This is a genomic window from Rhodococcus rhodochrous, assembly GCF_900187265.1.
GTDB classification, from domain to species: Bacteria; Actinomycetota; Actinomycetes; order Mycobacteriales; family Mycobacteriaceae; genus Rhodococcus; species Rhodococcus rhodochrous.
Genome location: NZ_LT906450.1, coordinates 4,167,449 through 4,184,281, shown reverse-complemented (window position 1 = coordinate 4,184,281; position 16,833 = coordinate 4,167,449). Strand labels below are relative to the sequence as shown.

Annotated in this window: 14 protein-coding genes and 1 riboswitch; of the genes, 10 read left to right on the top strand and 4 right to left on the bottom strand. The window is 68.6% G+C overall.

The features are described from left to right. Window positions 1–21: 21 nt before the first annotated feature. The 7 genes from CKW34_RS19175 to cobU all read left to right on the top strand — a co-directional run bounded on the left by CKW34_RS19175 (window position 22) and on the right by cobU (window position 6,537). Window positions 22–468, top strand: a complete 447-nt coding sequence (locus CKW34_RS19175) for an Rv0361 family membrane protein (RefSeq protein WP_059384524.1) — start codon at window positions 22–24, stop codon at window positions 466–468. A gap of 70 nt (window positions 469–538) precedes the next feature. Then, entirely contained in the window at window positions 539–949 is a 411-nt protein-coding gene (locus CKW34_RS19170) for a rhodanese-like domain-containing protein (protein WP_059384523.1), read from the top strand. Further along, the gene (locus CKW34_RS19165; protein ID WP_059384569.1) at window positions 946–2,169 is read left to right on the top strand and encodes an O-succinylhomoserine sulfhydrylase; all 1,224 of its coding nucleotides are present in this window, start codon (window positions 946–948) and stop codon (window positions 2,167–2,169) included. The genes CKW34_RS19170 and CKW34_RS19165 overlap by 4 nt, the downstream gene beginning before the upstream one ends. Before the next feature lie 40 nt (window positions 2,170–2,209). Beyond that, window positions 2,210–2,325: riboswitch (cobalamin riboswitch) on the top strand. A gap of 81 nt (window positions 2,326–2,406) precedes the next feature. Beyond that, window positions 2,407–3,312: an ABC transporter substrate-binding protein gene (locus tag CKW34_RS19160; RefSeq protein WP_174479680.1), complete on the top strand. Its 906-nt coding sequence runs from the start codon at window positions 2,407–2,409 to the stop codon at window positions 3,310–3,312. A gap of 107 nt (window positions 3,313–3,419) precedes the next feature. Next, entirely contained in the window at window positions 3,420–4,382 is a 963-nt protein-coding gene (locus CKW34_RS19155; protein WP_231921943.1) for a FecCD family ABC transporter permease, read from the top strand. Further along, window positions 4,379–5,191 carry an ABC transporter ATP-binding protein gene (locus CKW34_RS19150; protein WP_059384521.1) on the top strand — a complete coding sequence of 271 codons (813 nt, stop codon included), beginning with the start codon at window positions 4,379–4,381 and terminating at the stop codon, window positions 5,189–5,191. The genes CKW34_RS19155 and CKW34_RS19150 overlap by 4 nt, the downstream gene beginning before the upstream one ends. Further along, entirely contained in the window at window positions 5,191–6,537 is a 1,347-nt protein-coding gene (gene cobU, locus CKW34_RS19145) for a bifunctional adenosylcobinamide kinase/adenosylcobinamide-phosphate guanylyltransferase (RefSeq protein WP_059384520.1), read from the top strand. Before CKW34_RS19150 ends, cobU begins: the two co-directional genes overlap by 1 nt. A gap of 64 nt (window positions 6,538–6,601) precedes the next feature. Here cobU and CKW34_RS19140 read toward each other — a convergent pair whose 3' ends face one another. Then, window positions 6,602–7,375, bottom strand: a complete 774-nt coding sequence (locus CKW34_RS19140; protein ID WP_059384567.1) for a sulfite exporter TauE/SafE family protein — start codon at window positions 7,373–7,375, stop codon at window positions 6,602–6,604. 159 nt (window positions 7,376–7,534) lie between these two features. Between CKW34_RS19140 and fgd the strand changes: the two genes are divergently transcribed. The 3 genes from fgd (at window position 7,535) to CKW34_RS19125 (ending at window position 11,965) form a co-directional block, all read left to right on the top strand. Further along, window positions 7,535–8,548 (top strand): glucose-6-phosphate dehydrogenase (coenzyme-F420), encoded by a 1,014-nt coding sequence (gene fgd, locus CKW34_RS19135; protein ID WP_064059869.1) that lies wholly within the window; start codon window positions 7,535–7,537, stop codon window positions 8,546–8,548. A gap of 121 nt (window positions 8,549–8,669) precedes the next feature. Further along, the gene (pta, locus tag CKW34_RS19130) at window positions 8,670–10,754 is read left to right on the top strand and encodes a phosphate acetyltransferase (protein ID WP_059384358.1); all 2,085 of its coding nucleotides are present in this window, start codon (window positions 8,670–8,672) and stop codon (window positions 10,752–10,754) included. Next, complete coding sequence (locus CKW34_RS19125; RefSeq protein ID WP_059384357.1) at window positions 10,751–11,965, top strand: acetate/propionate family kinase; 1,215 nt, start codon at window positions 10,751–10,753, stop codon at window positions 11,963–11,965. Before pta ends, CKW34_RS19125 begins: the two co-directional genes overlap by 4 nt. Before the next feature lie 38 nt (window positions 11,966–12,003). Here CKW34_RS19125 and CKW34_RS19120 read toward each other — a convergent pair whose 3' ends face one another. The 3 genes from CKW34_RS19120 to CKW34_RS19110 are packed head-to-tail and all read right to left on the bottom strand — an operon-like array spanning window position 12,004 to window position 16,756. Next, complete coding sequence (locus tag CKW34_RS19120) at window positions 12,004–14,439, bottom strand: serine/threonine-protein kinase (protein WP_370670877.1); 2,436 nt, start codon at window positions 14,437–14,439, stop codon at window positions 12,004–12,006. Between the two features lie 5 nt (window positions 14,440–14,444). Then, on the bottom strand, window positions 14,445–15,407 hold the full coding sequence (locus CKW34_RS19115) for a glutamate ABC transporter substrate-binding protein (RefSeq protein ID WP_059384356.1): 963 nt from the start codon (window positions 15,405–15,407) through the stop codon (window positions 14,445–14,447). Continuing rightward, window positions 15,404–16,756: a hypothetical protein gene (locus CKW34_RS19110; RefSeq protein WP_059384355.1), complete on the bottom strand. Its 1,353-nt coding sequence runs from the start codon at window positions 16,754–16,756 to the stop codon at window positions 15,404–15,406. The genes CKW34_RS19115 and CKW34_RS19110 overlap by 4 nt, the downstream gene beginning before the upstream one ends. Window positions 16,757–16,833 lie beyond the last annotated feature (77 nt).

Genomic DNA, 16,833 nt, shown 5'->3' with positions numbered 1-16,833 from the left:
GCGCCCACTAGGATCGGGCGCATGGCCAAGCGCGGAGCCCCCGAACCCGAACCCGATCCCGGCCCGGATCCCGACGGTCCCACCGGTAGCAGCATAGGGCCTTTCCTCGGAGCCCTCGCGGTGCTGGTGGTTCTCGTCCTCGTCGTCTTCGGCGCACAGCTCTTCTCCCCGGCGGGCGACGACCTCACCGAGGACGAGATGGTGCGCCGCGCGGTCACCGACTACGTCTCCGCGCACAACGAGAACGACGGACCGATCCTCGACCGGCTGCGCTGCAGCGATCTGCCCGCCGAGGAAGCGCCGCTCGCGGACGTCGAGGGACGGGTGGAACTGCAGGCCACACAGAACGTCTCCGTGGACGGCGATCGGGCCACCGTCGACGTCCGGACCGGCCTCGACGGGGAGACACAGACCGAGACGTGGCAGGTCGTCCGCGTCGACGACGTATGGCGGATCTGCCGGTTCTGACGCGTCGCCGTGCGTATACGAAGCGGTGCCCGCGTGTACGTCACAGTCCGACCTGTGAAAACATATCCGGGTGAGCTACGCAGGTGATATAACGCCGCAGCAGGCATGGGACCTGCTGCAAGGTGATCCGGATGCCGTGCTCGTCGATGTGCGTACCGAAGCCGAGTGGAAATACGTCGGGGTCCCCGAGACCTCGTCGCTCGGTCGCCGGACCGTGTTCGTCGAGTGGGTTCGTTACCCCGACGGCGCACCCAACCCGACCTTCGTCGAGGACCTGAGAGCGGCGGGTATCGGCGGCGGACCGGTGATCTTCCTGTGTCGCTCGGGGCAGCGCTCCATCGGAGCGGCCACGGCCGCCACCGCTGCGGGCCTGACCCCCGCCTACAACCTTCTCGAAGGATTCGAAGGCGCTCTCGACGGTGAAGGCCATCGCGGTGCCGAGGGCTGGCGGGCTGCGGGCCTGCCGTGGAGGCAGTCGTGAGTTCCATCCCCCAGGGCGGCGCGTTCGACAAGGCGCTGCCCGCCACCGTTCGCCCCGCCACGCTCGGCGTGCGCGGCGGCCTGCTCCGATCCGGCTTCGAGGAGACCTCCGAGGCGCTCTACCTCAACTCCGGGTTCGTCTACGAGTCCGCGGAGGCCGCCGAAGCCGCGTTCACCGGCGACGTCGACCACTTCGTCTACTCCCGCTACGGCAACCCCACGGTGAAGATGTTCGAGGAGCGCCTGCGCCTGCTCGACGGTGCCGAGGGCGCCTACGCCACCGCGTCCGGCATGTCCGCGGTGTTCACCGCGCTCGCCGCGCTGCTCGGCAAGGGTGACCGCCTCGTCGCGGCACGCAGCCTCTTCGGTTCGTGCTTCGTCGTGTGCAACGAGATCCTGCCTCGCTGGGGTGTCGAGACGGTGTTCGTCGACGGCGAGGACCTCGACCAGTGGGAGAAGGCGCTGTCGGTGCCCACCACGGCGGTCTTCTTCGAGACCCCGTCGAACCCGATGCAGACCCTCGTCGACGTGCGACGCGTCTCCGAGATGGCGCACGCGGCGGGCGCGAAGGTGGTGCTGGACAACGTCTTCGCCACCCCGCTGCTGCAGCGCAGCATCGATCTCGGTGCCGACATCGTCGTCTACTCGGGCACCAAGCACATCGACGGCCAAGGCCGCGTGCTCGGCGGAGCGATCCTCGGTCCCGAGGACTACATCGACGGGCCCGTGCAGCAGCTCATCCGCCACACCGGGCCGTCGTTGAGCCCGTTCAACGCGTGGACGCTGCTCAAGGGCCTCGAGACCATGCCGGTGCGGTTGCGCGCCTCCGTCGATTCGGCGCTGCGCATCGCGCAGTTCCTCGAAACGCAGGATGCCGTGCGCTGGGTCAAGTACCCGTACCTCGAATCGCACCCCCAGTACGAACTCGCGAAGTCGCAGATGAGCGGCGGCGGCACGATCATCACGTTCGAGCTCGACGCCCCCGAGGGCGAGGGCAAGAAGCGTGCCTTCGAACTGCTGAACAAGCTGCGCATCGTCGACATCTCCAACAATCTCGGCGACTCCAAGTCGCTCATCACCCACCCGGCGACCACCACCCACCGGGCGATGGGACCGGAGGGCCGGGCCGCGATCGGTCTGTCCGACGGTGTGGTGCGACTGTCCGTGGGCCTCGAGGATCCCGAGGACCTGCTCGAGGATCTCCAGCAGGCGCTGTCCTGACCTGGGACGCCGTGAGCTACGCTGCGGGTGTCCTGCCGATCCGGTAGGGCACCCGCTGCGTTTTCGGTGAAGCCGGTGAGAATCCGGCGCTGTCCCGCAACTGTGAGCCCGACTTCCGGGTGAGCCAGGTCAGCCGGCGCGGAGGGTCCGTACGTACTGGTCCTCGGACGAAGGACGGTGACGTGCCGCAACCGCACCGTTGCAGCCGTACTGTTTTCGTCCTCCGAACAACGGAGGATGGCTGTGCCCCTCGACAATCACCGGCGGCTGCTCGCCGCCGGACTGACCGCCTTCGCGCTCCTCGCCGCAGGATGCTCGAGCAGCGACGATTCGTCACCGTCCGGTGACACCGACACCACCTCCGCGGACGTCCCCCAGGCCATCGTGTCGTTGAGCCCCACCAGCACGGAGATGCTCTACGCCGTCGGTGCCGGTGATCAGGTCGTCGCGGTCGACGACCGGTCCGATTACCCGACCGACGCGCCGGTCACCGACCTGTCGGGGTACACCCCCAACGTCGAGGCGATCCTCGGATACGAACCCGACCTCGTCGTCGCCAACGCCGACACCGCCGATCTCGTCGCGGGGCTCGAACAGGCCGGCGTCGAGACGCTGATCCTTCCCGCGGCCGAGAACCTGGACGACACCTACGCCCAGATCGAACAGCTCGGAGCCGTGACCGGGCACGTCGGTGATGCCGCCGAGGTCGTCGCGCAGATGAAGACGGACATCGACGAGATTCTCGCCGGACTCCCCACACGGGAGACCCCGCTGACCTACTACCACGAGCTCGACAACACCTTCTACACCGTCACCGACGACACCTACATCGGCGAGATCTTCTCGATGCTGGGTCTGACCTCGATCGCGACCGGCGGCAACGGCTACCCGCAGCTGTCCGCCGAGTACGTCCTCGAACAGAACCCCGACGTGATCTTCCTGGCCGACGGACAGTGCTGCGGTGTCACGCCCGAGGTCGTCGCGCAGCGTGCCGGATGGGACGAGCTCACCGCAGTCCGGGACGGTCACGTCTACGTCCTCGACGAGGACATCGCGAGTCGCTGGGGGCCGCGCGTCGTGGACCTGATGCGTGAGGTCGCCCGGATCGTCGGCGCCATCCCCGCGGTCCAGCCCACGCCTTGATCTCCCTGTCGCGAGGCACCACCCGCGCACTGCCACCCGGTGGTGCGCGGGTGGTGCCGCGCAACGTGCTCGTACTGACCGGCGCGGTGCTCGCCCTGTTCGCCGCGATGCTGGTCGGGATCCTCGTCGGGCCCGCCGGCCTCACCCCGGGTGGGGTGCTGCTCGACATCGCCGACCGCCTGCCGTTCGTCGACGTCGACTCCGGGCTGAGCACGCGTCAGCAGGCGATCCTGTGGAACATCCGGATGCCGCGCGTCGTGCTCGGGGTGCTGGTGGGGGCGATGCTGGCCATCGCCGGTGCCGCCTACCAGGGGGTCTTCCGCAACCCGCTCGCCGACCCGTATCTGCTCGGGGTCTCCAGCGGCGCCGGCCTCGGTGCCACCCTCGCCGTCGTCGTGGGCGGCGCCGCCGGGTTCGCCGGTGTCCCGATCGCGGCCTTCGCCGGGGGACTGCTCGCCGTCGGCGCGACGTACTCGCTCGGCCGTACCGTCGGTGGCAGCCGCTCGGAAGTCGTCATCATCCTCGCCGGTGTCGCCGTCGCCGCCTTCGCGAACGCGATCCAGACCTTCTTCATGCAGCTGCACGACGACACCCTGCGGCAGGTGTACTCGTGGATGCTCGGCCGCCTGTCCACCGACGGCTGGTCCGACGTCGTCGTGGTCCTGCCGTACGTCGTGGTCACCGTCGCGATCATCGCGCTGCATCGGCGCACACTCGATGTCATGGCGGTCGGCGACGTCGAAGCCGCGAGCCTCGGGATCAACCCGGCGCGCGTGCGGCTGCTGCTCGTGTGCGTCGCGACCCTCGGGACCGCTGCGGTGGTCTCGGCCAGCGGACTCATCGGGTTCGTCGGCATCGTCGTTCCGCACGCGGTCCGGCTGCTCGTCGGGCCGGGACACCGCCTCCTGCTGCCGCTGTCGCTGCTGGTGGGTGCGTCCTTCCTCGTCCTCGCGGACGTCCTGGCCCGCACCGTCATGTCGCCCGCCGAACTGCCGATCGGTGTCGTCACCGCGGCGATCGGGGCGCCCTTCTTCCTCGTCGTGCTCAGACGGAGCCGAGGTGTCCGATGAAAAGCGATGTTCTCACCACCCCGACCATGACGGTCTCGTGCCGGCAGCTCACCGCCGAACGCGGAGGCGTCGAGGTGCTGCACCGGGTCGACCTGAACGTCACCGCGGGATCGTGGGTGTCGCTGGTCGGACCCAACGGGTCGGGCAAGACCACTCTCCTGCACGTCCTCGCCGGTCTCGTGCCGGCCACCGGTCACCTCCGGGTCGCCGACGTCGTGCCGGGACGTGCCGGGCGCCGGGACATGGCACGAGCGGTCGCGCTGATGCCGCAACGCCCGGTGGTGCCGGAAGGCGTCACCGTCCGGGAACTGATCCATCTCGGTCGCACCCCGCACATCCCGCGCTTCGGTTCCGAGACCGCACACGACCGTGAGGTGGTGGACCGCGTCGTCGAACGACTCGAGCTCGAAGCGTTCGCCCCGCGCCTCGCGACCGAACTGTCCGGCGGTGAGCTGCAGCGCGTCGTGCTCGCGCGCGCTCTCGCCCAGCAACCGCGCGTGCTGCTCCTCGACGAACCCACCAGCGCACTCGACATCGGGCACCAGCAGCAGGTGCTCGAACTCGTCGACTCGATGCGCACCGAAGGCGACCTCACCGTCATCGCCGCGATGCACGATCTGACCTCCGCCGCGCAGTACGGGGAACGACTCGTGCTCCTCGACGGTGGGCACGTCGTCGCCGACGGAGCGCCCGATGACGTCCTCACCGCCGACCGCATCGCGCAGGTCTACGGCGCCCGCGTCGAGATCCTCGACCGTCCGGCGGGTCGCGCCGTCCTCCCTCTCCGCGACAGTACGAAAGGCTGCTGATGGAGGTCGTACTCCTGGGGACCGGCGCGGCGGACGGGTGGCCGAATCCGTTCTGCACATGCGCGTCCTGCGCGGATGCCGCGCGTCGCGGTGAGATCCGCGGGCAGACTGCGGCACTCGTCGACGACGTGCTGATGCTCGACTGTGGTCCCGAGGCGCCCCGCGCGGCCGTGCGGCACGGCAGGTCGCTGGCGAAGGTACGCCACATCCTCCTGACTCATGCCCATGCCGACCATCTCGGCCCCCAGGCATTGTTGTTCCGATCGTGGGTCGCTGCCGGCGTCGATCTCGATGTGATCGGCCCCGCCGACGCACTCGACACCTGCAGGCCCTGGGCGGGCCCGGAGGACCCGGTGCGTTTCGTGCCGGTCGAGGCCGGGGACTCGCTCACCGTCGGCGAATACTCGGTGCGCGTTCTTCCCGCACGACACAAGGTGTTCCGCGACGGAGACGCGGTGCTGTACGACCTGTCGGGGCCCGGCGGGTCGCGGTTGCTGTGGGCGTGCGACACCGGGATGTGGCCCACCGAGTGGTTCGAGGCCGTACGCGGCGCCCGGTTCGACGCGGTCTTCCTCGAAGAGACCTTCGGCGACCGTTCCGCGCTGTCCGAGGGCCACCTCGGCCTGCCCGAATTCGGTGCGATGGTCGATGGTCTGCGCAGTGCCGGTGCCGTTACCGAGAACACCGACGTGGTCGCGGTGCATCTCGGCCACCACAATCCGCCCATCGACGATCTGCGAAATAAGCTGCAGCAATCGAATTCTCGTCCGGGGCGCGACGGTGAGGTGGTCCACGTGGGTGAGCAGACTCCGCTCGTGCCGCATCGGACGCTGGTCCTCGGGGGAGTGCGGTCGGGCAAGTCGCGGCACGCAGAGGAACTGCTCGCGTCGTATCCGTCCGTCACCTACGTCGCCACCGGCGGGACGCGTGAGGGCGACGCCGAATGGGCGGAACGTGTTGCACTGCACCGCGATAGACGACCGGACTCATGGTCGACGATCGAGACCTCGGATGTGGCGAAGGTGTTGCGCGACGCGGACGAACCTCTGCTCGTCGACTGTCTCGGAACCTGGCTCACGGCACGACTCGACCTCCACGACGTGTGGAACACGGGCAATTCCGCTGCGGTCGACATCGATATCGACGACCTCCTCGATGCGTGGCGGCAGACCCGGGTTCCCGTGGTCGCCGTCAGTAACGAGGTGGGCAGCGGTGTGGTGCCGGCGAGCGCGTCGGGGCGGTTGTTCCGGGACATGCTGGGTCGGCTCAATGCGCGGGTCGCCGAGGCCAGTGAGTCGGTGACTCTTGTAGTGGCGGGAATTCCCATTTCTCTGAAGTCGAATTGATTCCTGTTCTTCTCGTAACGCTGCGGACAACTCCCGGCAGAGGTGAATTCCGGAGAGTAGTGCGTCAGGCAAGCAGTCGGTAAAGACCGATCAGCCCCACCACGACGATCACCGCCCGCAGCGCGACCGGCGACAGGCGTCGGCCGTAGTGCGAGCCGAGATAACCACCGATCAAAGAGCCCACGGCGATCAGTGCGGCCACGGTCCAGTCGATCCGTTCGAACGCCACCAGGATGTACGCGCACGCGGCCACGACGTTCACGACCAGCGACAGAAGGTTCTTCGCCGCGTTCTGTCGCTGGATGTGGTCGTGCAGCAATGCTCCGAACAGGCCCATCAACAGGATGCCCTGTGCCGCCGTGAAGTAGCCGCCGTAGATGCCGACGGCGAAGGTGCCGACGACGAGCAGTGTCATCCGTACCGGTCCGAGGTGGCCGTCGGCGTCACCTCCTGTCCGGCGAGCCACCCACGCCTGGATCTTCGGCTGGAACACGACGAGCGTGAGTGCCAGGAGGAGCAGGATCGGCACGACCGTCTCGAAGACGGTTTCCGGCAGGTGGAGCAGGAGCCACGCTCCGACCAGCGCCCCGCAGAACGACGCGGGGATCTGCCACCGCAACCGCTCCCATTGCCCGCGCAGCTCGCGCCGATACCCCCAGGTGCCCGAGACGCCTCCAGCGACCAGGCCGATCGCGTTGGACATCGTCGCGGTCACCGGGGGTACACCGAACGCGACGAGCGTCGGGAAGGTGATGAGGGTGCCGGATCCGACGAGGGAGTTGATAGCTCCGGCGCCGAGTCCGGCCAATGCGACGAGGAAGAGTTCGAGCGGGGTCACCGAGGCGAGTCTACGGCGTGCGGTGCGCACCCCAGACAGGCCATGTTCGGGGAGCTTATGTGTGTTTTTCTCGCGAAAGACGCACACGACCTCCCCCAACTTTCGCTTGGGTAGGCGGCATACTCGGGGGCATCGGAACGCGAACGGTCGGAGGAATCTGTGGCTCGGGGTTTGAAGTTGGGGTACAAGGCGTCGGCGGAGCAGTTCGGCCCGCGCGAGTTGGTGGAGTTGGGTGTGCTCGCCGAGGCGCACGGGATGGATTCGGCGACGGTGTCGGATCATTTCCAGCCGTGGCGGCACAACGGCGGGCATGCGCCGTTCTCGTTGGCGTGGATGACCGCGGTGGGTGAGCGCACCGAACGCCTGCAGCTCGGGACCTCGGTGTTGACGCCGACGTTCCGGTACAACCCGGCGGTGATCGCGCAGGCCTTCGCGACGATGGGGTGCCTGTATCCGGGGCGGATCTTCCTCGGCGTCGGCACCGGCGAAGCGCTCAACGAGATCGCCACCGGATATGCCGGCCAGTGGCCGGAGTTCAAGGAACGTTTCGCCCGTCTTCGGGAGTCGGTGCGATTGATGCGCGAGCTCTGGCGCGGGGACCGGGTCGATTTCGAGGGCGAGTACTACACGACCAAGGGTGCGTCGATCTACGACGTGCCCGAAGGCGGCATCCCGGTCTACGTCGCCGCCGGTGGTCCGGTCGTCGCCCGGTATGCGGGACGGGCCGGAGACGGGTTCATCTGCACCTCGGGGAAGGGCATGGAGCTCTACACCGAGAAACTGTTGCCGGCCGTCGCCGAGGGTGCGGAGAAGGCGGAGCGGGATGTGGCCGGGATCGACAAGATGATCGAGATCAAGATCTCGTACGACACCGATCCGGACAAGGCGTTGGAGAACACCCGCTTCTGGGCACCGTTGTCGCTCACCCCGGAGCAGAAGCATTCCATCGACGATCCGATGGAGATGGAGGCGGCGGCCGGTGCGTTGCCGATCGAGCAGGTCGCCAAGCGGTGGATCGTGGCGTCGGATCCGGACGAGGCGGTCGAGAAGGTCAAGGCGTATGTCGATGCCGGGTTGAATCATCTGGTGTTCCACGCGCCGGGTCATGACCAGAAGCGGTTCCTGGAACTGTTCGAACGCGACCTCGCGCCGCGCCTGCGCGCACTCGGCTGACGTCCGACGACGAAGGTGCCGCCCCTCCCAGGGAGGAGTGACATCGCGTTCGTGTCGCGGGCCTTCGAGCCGTGTGTGCGGGTACACGGGACGGAACAGAGTTTGCAGTTAGGGTGGATCCATGAGTGCTGCTGCAGGGTCCGTCACGAGCATCTACATCGCAGCTCCGGAAGGGGACACCGGGAAATCGACCGTCGCCCTGGGGGTGCTGCAGACGCTGTGCGCGTCCACCGCCCGCGTCGGTGTCTTCCGTCCCATCGCGCGCTCCGACAGCGACATCGACTACATCCTCGAACTGTTGCTCGAACACACCACCGTCGACCTCGCCTACGGGGACTGCATCGGCGTCACCTACGACGACGTCCACGACGACCCGGACGCCGCGCTCAGCGACATCGTCGGCAAGTACCACGCGGTGGCCGACCGCTGCGACGCCGTCGTCATCGTCGGCAGCGACTACACGGAGATCGCCAACCCCAGCGAACTGTCGTACAACGCCCGCATCGCGGCGAATCTCGACGCCCCGGTGCTGCTCGTCCTGCGCGGTTCCCGCCGCACGCCCTCGGAGATCGCCCAGCTCGCCGGTGTGTGCGCGTACGAGCTCGCGGGACAGCACGCGCATCTCGGCGCGGTGGTGGTGAACCGCTGCGACCCGCATGCACTCGACGAGATCGCCCAGGCTCTCGGCGACCGCGCCGAACCGGTGTGGACGCTCCCGGAGGTGCCCGCGCTGGTCGCGCCGACGATGGCCGAGCTGCAGACCGCGATCGGAGGCGAGCTCTACAGCGGCGACCCCGACCTGCTGCAGCGGGAAGCGCTGCGCATCATGGTCGGGGGCATGACCGCCGAACGGATTCTCGAGCGGCTCACCGACGGCGTCGTCGTCATCGCTCCCGCCGACCGCTCCGACGTCATCCTCGCGCTGGTCAATGCCAATGCCGCCGAAGGATTCCCGACGCTCGCCGGCATCATCATGAACGGCGGCCTGCTGCCGCACCCGATGATCGCGCAGCTCGTCACGGCCCTGAAGCCGTCGCTGCCGATCCTCACCACCGAACTCGGCACCTTCGACACCGCCTCGGCTGCCGACCGCACCCGCGGCCGCATGGCCCTCGGCGCGCAGCGCAAGATCGACACGGCACTCGCGCTCATGGAACGACACGTCGATTCCCGTTCTCTGCTCGACCGGTTGCGACTGCCGCGACCGTCCGTGACCACCCCGCAGATGTTCGAATACCAGCTCATCGACCGCGCGCGGGCCCAGCAGCGGCACATCGTGTTGCCCGAGGGCGAGGACGACCGCATCCTTCGAGCCGCCGGACGCGTGCTCCAGCGTGGCATCGTGAAGCTGACGATCCTCGGCGACGAGGCAGCCGTCCGCCAGCGGGCGTCGGAACTCGGGGTGGACCTGTCGGAGGCACAGATCCTCGACCCGCGCACCTCCGAGCACGCCGACCGGTTCGCGGAGGAGTACGCGCGTCTGCGCGCCCACAAGGGCATGACCGTCGACCGTGCACGCGAGATCATTCGCGACATCTCGTATTTCGGCACGATGATGGTGCACCTGGGACTGGCCGACGGCATGGTCTCGGGCGCGGCACACACCACCGCCCACACGATCCGCCCCGCCCTCGAGATCATCAAGACCGAACCGGGTGTCTCCACGGTGTCGAGCATCTTCCTGATGTGCCTCGCCGACCGCGTCCTCGCGTACGGTGACTGCGCCGTCGTCCCCGACCCGACCGCCGACCAGCTCGCCGACATCGCGATCTCGTCCGCCGCGACCGCCGCCCGGTTCGGCATCGACCCGAGGGTCGCGATGCTGTCGTACTCCACCGGCGAATCCGGTTCGGGTGCCGACGTCGACAAGGTCCGCTCGGCCACGACGTTCGTGCGGGAGAGGCGACCCGACCTGCTGGTGGAAGGTCCGATCCAGTACGACGCGGCGATCGAACCGACGGTCGCGAGTGCGAAGCTGCCCGATTCCGACGTCGCCGGACGCGCCACGGTGTTCATCTTCCCGGACCTGAACACCGGCAACAACACCTACAAGGCCGTGCAGCGCAGCGCCGGGGCCGTCGCCGTCGGACCGGTCCTGCAGGGCCTGAACAAGCCGGTCAACGACCTCTCCCGGGGCGCCCTGATCCAGGACATCGTCAACACCATCGCCATCACCGCGATCCAGGCGCAGGAGGAAGACGCGTGAGCAGCCCGAACCCGGCCACCGCAGGCACCGTACTGGTCCTCAACTCCGGATCGTCGTCGATCAAGTTCCAGCTGATCGAACCGGACAGCGGAAAGTCGCTGGCGCACGGACTGATCGAGCGGATCGGGGAGTCGGAGGGGCGGATCGTCTTCCATCACACGACGGGCGTGGACGAACGCAACGACGCCATCGCCGACCACCGGACCGGACTGCGCGCGGTGCTCGAGATGCTCGAAGGACTGGGCCGTCCGCTGCACGAGGTGGGCATCGTCGCTGTCGGACACCGACTCGTGCACGGCGGCAAGGTCTTCTACGAACCCACTCTCATCGACGACGATGTGGTCCGCGCCGTCGACGAGCTGTCGGTCCTCGCACCCCTCCACAATCCGGCGAACGTCGTGGGAATGGAGGTCGCGCGGGAGGAACTTCCCGACGTACCCCACGTGGGTGTCTTCGACACCGCCTTCTTCCACGGTCTCCCGCCGCACGCGGCGACCTACGCGATCGACCGCGACATCGCCCACAAGCACGACATCCGGCGCTACGGATTCCACGGCACCTCACACGAATACGTCTCGGGGCGTGCCGCGGAGTTCCTCGGGCGCGACATCGCGGACCTGAATCTGGTTGTGCTCCATCTGGGTAACGGCGCGTCGGCGTCGGCGATCGCGGGCGGCAGTCCGATCGACACCTCGATGGGTCTGACCCCGCTCGAAGGTCTCGTCATGGGCACGCGCAGCGGCGACATCGATCCGGGTGTCGTCATGCACCTCAACCGGGCGGCCGGACTGAAGGTCGACGCCATCGACGACCTGCTCAACCGGCACTCGGGCCTGAAGGGACTCTCGGGCGTCAACGACTTCCGCGCCCTGCTGAAACTCGTCGGCGAGGGCGACGAGGATGCGCGACTCGCGTACGAAGTCTATGTGCACCGAATCCGGAAATACGTGGGCGCCTACACCTTCGAACTCGGAGGGGTCGACGCGATCGTGTTCACCGGCGGGGTGGGGGAGAACAACGTCGACGTCCGGCGCGACAGCCTCGCCGACCTTCACCGGCTCGGCATCATCGTCGACGACGCGCGCAACACCGCCGACGACGACGGGGAACGCCGGATCTCGGCCGACTCGTCGCAGGTGGAGGTGCTCGTGATCCCCACGAACGAGGAACTCGCGATCGCGCGCGCAGCCGTGCAGTTCGCCCGGCGCTGATCTTCGATCAGGTCAGGCTGCACGTGCCTGATCTTCGATCAGGTCAGGCTGCGCGGCCGGATCGCGTTCGCGAGGTCGACGAGGGTGTAGCGGTGCGTGCGTGAGGGCGCGTTGCGCGCCAGCTGCCGCAGCGCTGCTTCGGTGCCCAGGCGTAGTCCCTTCTCCGTGAACGGTACGTCGAGGATGCGGTCGTACTCGCGACTCGACGCCCGGCCGCTGCGCACCCATTCGAGTGCCGTCCCGAGGACGAGCGCGCGCATCTGCAGTGCGCGACCCTCGTCGGGAGGAAGTGACGCGATCCGGTGCGCGGCCTCGCGCAGATCCGCCTCGGAGATCTCCTCGACGCGACCGCCCCGCAACAGGATCAGGGCGGCGGTCATGGTCGCGGCACTGTGGTGCCGGGAGGTCGTGGGGACCTCGTCGAGCACGTCCACGGCGGCGCGGATCTCGTCGCGGGCCGTGAGCTGGCGTGCCAACCCGAAGGCCGCACTGACGACGGCGTGGTCGGTGCGCCACACGACCCGGTAGGACTCCTCGCAGAAGCGTCGCCACGCATCGGGGTCGTCGCTCTCCCAGTGCTGCAGCGTCAGTTCGGCGGTGGCCCCGAGCGCGATCTTCGGGGCGATCTCACCCGGAAGAGCCTGCAGCACCTTGTCGAACCGGGCGAACGCCGCCTCGTAGTCGTCCTGCAGCAGTTCGGCGATCCCGGCGTACCAGTCCATGCGCCAGTCGTCGCCGAACTCGCGCTCGAGGCGGGCGAGGATGTCCACCGCGCTGTCGACCTGTCCGAGATCGAGATAGGCGCGGACCTCGGCCAGGGTGATCTCCTTGGAGAACGACACATCGGATGCCCCGACGACCCGACCGACCCCGTTCTCGCGCGCGTGCCGGAGCGAGTCGAGGGTCTGCTGAGGTTCGCTGTGGACCGCGGCGGCGAGGAGCGCGGCACTCGGATCGTTGGGGTCGAGCAGGGGGACGGGCAGTGCCGCCGCGACATCCTGCCCCCGCAGTTTGGGGTCGCGCTCGATCCCGTCGGCGTACACGTCGGTGGGGACGAGTGCCTCGTCGGTGCCGAAGGTCGTGCGGGGCGGGCTGAACAGGCGGGACAGTCCGGGATGTTCGGTACCGAGCTTCTTCGACAGGATCTCGCGCAACACACCGGTGAGCTGACCCTGCAGTTCGTCGGCGGACGAGAAGCGCTGCTGCGGATCGGGGTTCGTGGCCCGCAGGAGCAGGCGGTGGAAGGAGTCGAACTCGGCGAGCAGGGGAGCCTGCTCGGGGGTGGGCAGACCGTCGCGATACCGGCCCTTGTCCGACGGCATGTCGAGCGTGAGCACCGCGAGTGTGCGTCCGACCGTGTAGATGTCGCTCGCGACCGTCGGTCCGGTCCGGACGATCTCGGGCGCCTGATATCCGGGCGTCCCGTACAGATAGCCGTATCCCTCGACCGCGGAGACGGCACCGAGGTCGATGAGTTCGATCTGCTCGTCGGTGACCATGATGTTCTCGGGCTTGAGGTCGTTGTAGACCAGTCCGATGTCGTGCAGATATTGCAGTGCCGGAAGCACTTCGAGCATGTACCCGATGGCCTGCTCGACCGGGATGCGATTCGGCGGGGGATAGTTGTCGAGCACGGTACGCAGGGTGTGACCACCCAGGTACTCCATGACGATGTACCCCATCGGGGTGCCGTCGGGGGAGGGGTGTTCGACGAAGTTGTAGATCTGGACGATGCTCGGATGGCTGACCTCGGCCAGGAACTGGCGTTCGGCCACCGCGACCGCCTGGGCCTCGGCGTCACCGCCCTGCAGCAACCCCTTCAGTACCACCCAGCGGTCGCTCACGTTTCGGTCGATCGCGAGATAGATCCACCCCAGTCCGCCGTGCGCGAGGCAGCCCTGCACCTCGTACTGCCCGGCGACGAGATCCCCGCGGTGCAGGGCGGGAGTGAACTGGAAATGCGTTCCGCACTTGGGGCAATCGCCTTCGGTGGGACCCGGCCCGGAGGGGGTGCTGCGTCCCACCGGTTGCCCGCACTTCGAGCAGAACCTCTTGCCCTCGGAGACGTGCGGATCGCGGAGGACGGCGTCGACGGGATCCTTCGGGGTGGGGACCGGCACGTCGACGAGGCCGGCGATGCGGCGACGCTGGGTGCCGCGGGGCCGGACGCGACGGCTCGACGAGCGTTGGGACGACGAGCGCTGGGAGGACGATCGCTGGGAGGACGAACCCGACCGGATCGAGGAGCGCCGGGTGGATTCGGGCTGCGTGGTGGGGGCGGGGCCGCGTTCGGTGGCGGGCCCGGTATCCCCGGCCGCCCGCGCGGTGGCCGGCCCCGAGTCGCTCGTCGACGGTTCGGTCGCGGGTCCGGAATCCGCCGCGCGTCTGGTGACAGGCCCGGAATCGACTGCCCGTTCGGTCGCGGGGCCGGAATCGGCCGACGGCGTGCCGGCCGGTTCGGGTTCGTCGGACATGGCCGTCACTCCCGGTAGTTCGGTGTCGGGGGTGACGGAGTGGGACCGAGCACCCGCAGGTACTTCTCGTACAGCGCCGTCCACGTCCCGTCGGAGCGGATCCGTTCGAGGGTGGCGTTGACGAAGCGTACGAGCTCGTCGCTGCCCTGCCGGATTCCTATGCCGTACGGCTCCGATCCGAGGGAGGGGCCGACGAGTTCGAGATAGGGGTCCTGCGAGGCGAGTCCGGCGAGGATCGTGTCGTCGGTGCTCACGGCGTCGACCTGCTGTTGCTGGAGGACGACGAGGCAGTCGGCCCACGACGGCACGGTGAGGATCGACGCCGACGGCTGCACTTCTCGCATCCGGAGCAGCGAGGTGGTGCCCTCGACGATGCACACGCGCCGGCCGGCGAGATCGGCGGCGGAGCGGATGTCGGAACCCCGCACGACGAGCACGCGCTGCTGGGCCCGGAAGTACTCGGAGGAGAAGTCGACCTTCTCGCGTCGGGCGCACGTGATGCTCATGGTCTTCGCGACGATGTCGACGGTGGAGTCCTGCAGCGCCTTCTCGCGTTCGGCGGAGGACAGGATGCGGTAGTCGACGAGGTCGGGATCGCCCAGGAGGTCGCGGGCGATCTCACGTGCGATGTCGACGTCGAAACCGGTGATCCGCCCGGTCGCGGTATCGCGGTAGCTCATGAGGTTGCTGCCGGTGTCGAGGCCGACGATCAGCCGTCCGCGCTTCCGGATCCGATCGATCGCGGGTCCGGTGGCGTTCGGGTCCGGGGACAGCGAGGCGGTGGGATCGCCGCAGTCGGGTGCGGGTGGTGTGGCCACCGACGATTCGAGCATCCGAGCGTTCTCGGGGAGCGGGAGAGAGGTCGTCGTCCCCTGGAGACCGGGGGCGCGCGGTGGGGGATCGGTCGCGCACCCGCCGGCGAGTGCGGCGACGACGCACAGACCCGCGACGAGAACGCGCTTTCTCACTGGTACTCCTTCAACCGGGGCCGGAGACCGACCCACACGCCGATCAGTGCCACCGTCAGCAGCACCACCGACGCCGGTGCGAGACCGGCGAGGGTGCGGGAGGCGCGGAACTCGTTGTCGCGCAGTTCGGTGCGGGTGTCGTCGATTCCTTCCGTCAGGGCCGCATCGAGAGCGACGAACCGGGCGGTGGATTCGCCTGGTCCCGCCCCGACCGCGAGGACCGAGGCCGCTGCGTAGTCGCCGCGGGCGAGGGCGGCGACCATGCGTGCGTGCGAGTTGATCCAGGCGCCGTGCGCCGACCGCGCGGCCTCGACCGCTTCGGCGCCGGCCTCGAGGGCGGAGTCGCGCCCGTACTCGTCGAGGATGTCGCCGAGTCGCGCCATGTTGGTCCCGAAGGTGTCGTCGTACGCGCCGGTCGTGTCGCGCCGGGCGATCAGCAGAGTCTCGGCGGTACGCGACTGCTGGGCGAGGATCCGCCCCTCGGTGAGATCGGCGAGCGGTGCCGCACCGCGTTCGATGGCGTGTTCGGTGGCACTCGACGAGGCCAGGCCGGCGACGAGCAACCAGCACAGCAGCACCCCGGTCGCGCCGATCGCGACGAGGAGTCCGGGATTGAGGGTGCGACGACAGCGGCGGCTCACGACGACGTGCGCCACGCACAGTGCGGCGACCGTGACGAGGAGCAGACCGATTGCGAGCCAGGGTGGTCGTACCGCGTCGCGCTGGGTGTCCTCGACGGCGGCGACGCCCCGCGTGTGCAGTTCCTGCGCGGCGGGGAGCAGTTCGGTCTGCATCAGGTGCGAGGCCTCGCCGAGATATGCGGCGCCGACCGGATGCCCGGTGCGGTTGTTGGTGCGGGCCGTTTCGATGAGGCCCGTGTAGACGGGCAGCAGCCGCCCGATCTCCGTCAGGTTGTGCGCGGTCTCGCGGTCGGCGTCGGTCAGGCCGGTCGCCGCGATGACGAGATACTCCGCGGCCTCGTTGGTGGCCCGGATGTAGCGACTGCGCACCGCCTCCGGTTCGAGTCCGCCCGAGATGAAGCCCGTCACGGCGGCGGCGTCGGCCACCGACAGCGCGCTGTAGAGATTCTGGGCCGCGCTGGCGAGCGGCTCTATGGACGAGAGGAGACGGTCGTGGGTGGCCTGCCTGCCGGAGACCGTCGTCGCGGAGACCGCCGCCGACGCGACGAGCAGAACGGTGAGCACCACGCCGAGGACCACCAACCGCACCGGCGTGGATCGCAACAGCGCGCGGGCGTCGTCGAACCGGGCGTCCGGAGCGTCGGTGCCGGCGTCGTCGCGGATATGGCTCTCGACAGGCGCGAAGGGAGGGGTGATCCGTACGTCCACCGGGCACTCCCTTCCTCGTGTCGAGCGCTCTGAGGGGAGCATATAAGCAGCCCGGCGGTATTGTTGCCGTCCACGGA

What these genes read in the sequence shown, in the direction of transcription:
- CKW34_RS19175 (WP_059384524.1), top strand. Translation starts at nt 22, where the DNA reads ATGGCCAAGCGCGGAGCCCCCGAACCCGAACCCGATCCCGGCCCGGAT.
- CKW34_RS19160 (WP_174479680.1), top strand. Translation starts at nt 2,407, where the DNA reads ATGGCTGTGCCCCTCGACAATCACCGGCGGCTGCTCGCCGCCGGACTG.
- CKW34_RS19155 (WP_231921943.1), top strand. Translation starts at nt 3,420, where the DNA reads ATGCTGGTCGGGATCCTCGTCGGGCCCGCCGGCCTCACCCCGGGTGGG.
- CKW34_RS19150 (WP_059384521.1), top strand. Translation starts at nt 4,379, where the DNA reads ATGAAAAGCGATGTTCTCACCACCCCGACCATGACGGTCTCGTGCCGG.
- cobU (WP_059384520.1), top strand. Translation starts at nt 5,191, where the DNA reads ATGGAGGTCGTACTCCTGGGGACCGGCGCGGCGGACGGGTGGCCGAAT.
- pta (WP_059384358.1), top strand. Translation starts at nt 8,670, where the DNA reads ATGAGTGCTGCTGCAGGGTCCGTCACGAGCATCTACATCGCAGCTCCG.
- CKW34_RS19120 (WP_370670877.1), bottom strand. Translation starts at nt 14,439, where the DNA reads ATGTCCGACGAACCCGAACCGGCCGGCACGCCGTCGGCCGATTCCGGC.